Origin of the sequence: Mesorhizobium sp. Mes31 (assembly GCF_024519675.1) — a bacterium.
Lineage (GTDB): Bacteria > Pseudomonadota > Alphaproteobacteria > Rhizobiales > Rhizobiaceae > Mesorhizobium.
The window spans coordinates 1-2,116 of the sequence record NZ_JALJRL010000054.1; the positions used below are offsets into that span (position 1 = coordinate 1).

General features: G+C 62.1%; 2 protein-coding genes. Both read right to left on the reverse strand.

Features of this window, described 5'->3' with window-relative positions; genetic code table 11:
• Window positions 1-166: 166 nt before the first annotated feature.
• Complete coding sequence (locus tag NR193_RS33210) at window positions 167-622, reverse strand: CopG family transcriptional regulator (RefSeq protein ID WP_256754873.1); 456 nt, start codon at window positions 620-622, stop codon at window positions 167-169.
• A gap of 7 nt (window positions 623-629) precedes the next feature.
• On the reverse strand, window positions 630-2,116 hold a 1,487-nt coding region (gene traG, locus NR193_RS33215), incomplete at its 5' end, for an IncP-type conjugal transfer protein TraG (RefSeq protein ID WP_256754874.1).

Consider the following 2,116-nt stretch of genomic DNA (forward strand, 5'->3'; position numbering starts at 1 on the left):
GTTGATTGCGACACCCATCAACCGGCGAACATCGACCGGAAACTCGCGCAGGTCGCCCTTCGACGACCCCATCCAAACTACGGGCTTTTGGTTTTTCATGCTCCCTTGCCTTATAGCATACAGACTATAATTTTCAACGAAAAATCCTGACATCGCTCAAGGCCATTTAGCCCACGGGCCTGCCGGGCTGGTGTGTGTCCAGGCCGCCATCGATGTCCTCGGAGATTTCCTGCCGAAGCTTTGGTCCTTTCGCCAGGCGCCGGCCGAGTGCGGTGACAAAGGCATCATAGCGCTCGCCAGCCTTGGCATGGGCAGCCTGCGCCGCGGGCTCGGGCAACGCTGGTGTTGTCGCCAGCCAGAAGCGGACGAAAACAGCGAGCGTCTCCACCGCGATTCCAACATCGCGCTCTTGGCGTGCGATACGCCGATCGATCTGGTCGAGCCGCTTGGTGATCGCCGCCTCCTGTCGCTCGGCGGCATCGGGTGAGAGGAACGACTCGATGGCCGCCTCCGCGACGAGCGACCGCGAAAAATCTCGACGCGCCGCATGTTCGGCCAGCCTGCTCATGACCTTCGGATCGAGATAGACTGACAGGCGTTGTTTGCGCTGTGCCTTTGCCATCGGAGCCTCACATATCCACGCCGTCGCCGGGGTCGAGCGACACCTGTCGCGCGATGCCTTGCATCAGACGCGTCAGTCGACGATTGCGGGCAACCTCGTCCTCCACGTCGTCTATGCGATCGATCTCGAATTCGTTCTCGGTCGAAGGCCTCACGACCTGCTCGACGCGACTGAGCTCAGGTTGCCGACGACGCTCGGAATCAGTTGTGTCGTCATCCGTGGCCGACGGCGCCGACGTGGCTTCAGCAATCCGGGGACGGGAAGGCAGAGGCAGTTTCGTCCAGTCGTCGGGCCTCCCCTCCACTGCCGCCACCAGCGCCGGAGGCGGCAAGATACGTTCCCGGAAGCGAGCATCCTCATGATAGCGCGCCTTTTTGGCGCGGATCGGCGGCGCACCCGAGACCATGACAATCTCGTCGGTGGCCGGCAGTTGCATCACTTCACCAGGCGTGAGCAGCGGGCGAGCCGTCTCGGAGCGGGAGACCATGAGATGACCGAGCCACGGCGACAGCCGGTGGCCAGCATAGTTCCTCATGGCTCTCATCTCGGTCGCTGTTCCCAGCGCGTCGGACACGCGCTTGGCGGTGCGCTCATCATTGGTGGCGAAGCTTACCCGGACGTGGCAGTTGTCGAGAATTGAATTGTTGGCGCCGTACGCCCTCTCGATCTGATTGAGGGATTGAGCGATCAGGAAGCTTTTCAGGCCGTAGCCGGCCATGAAGGCGAGCGCAGACTCGAAGAAATCGAGACGGCCAAGCGCCGGGAACTCGTCGAGCATCAGGAGCAGCCGGTGGCCTTGCGCCCTCACCTGCAGATCTTCGGTCAAGCGGCGACCGATCTGATTGAGGATCAGGCGAATAAGCGGCTTGGTCCGGTTGATGTCGGACGGCGGTACGACGAGGTAGAGCGTCGTCGGATGCTTGTCGTCGACGAGGTCGCTGATGCGCCAGTCGCAGCGGCGCGTGACCTCGGCCACGACAGGATCGCGGTAGAGGCCAAGGAACGACATGGCGGTGGAGAGCACGCCAGAGCGCTCGTTGTCTGATTTGTTCAAGAGCTCTCGCGCGGCGCTGGCGATGACCGGGTGCGGACCGGCTTCACCCAGATGCGCCGTTTTCATCATTGCGGACAGCGTCGATTCAATCGGACGCTTTGGATCGGAGAGGAAACCGGCGACGCCGGCAAGCGTCTTGTCCGGCTCGGCGTAAAGGACATGCAGGATCGCGCCGACCAGCAGGGCATGGCTGGTTTTCTCCCAATGGTTTCGCCTCTCAAGCGAGCCTTCGGGATCGACCAGGATGTCAGCGATGTTCTGAACGTCGCGGACTTCCCATTCGCCACGGCGCACCTCGAGCAGTGGATTGTAGGATGAGGATTTCGGATTGGTCGGATCGAACAGCAGGACACGGCCATGCCTGGCGCGGAAGCCCGCGGTGAGTTGCCAGTTCTCGCCCTTGATATCGTGGACGACGGCTGAGCTCGGCCAGGTCAGCA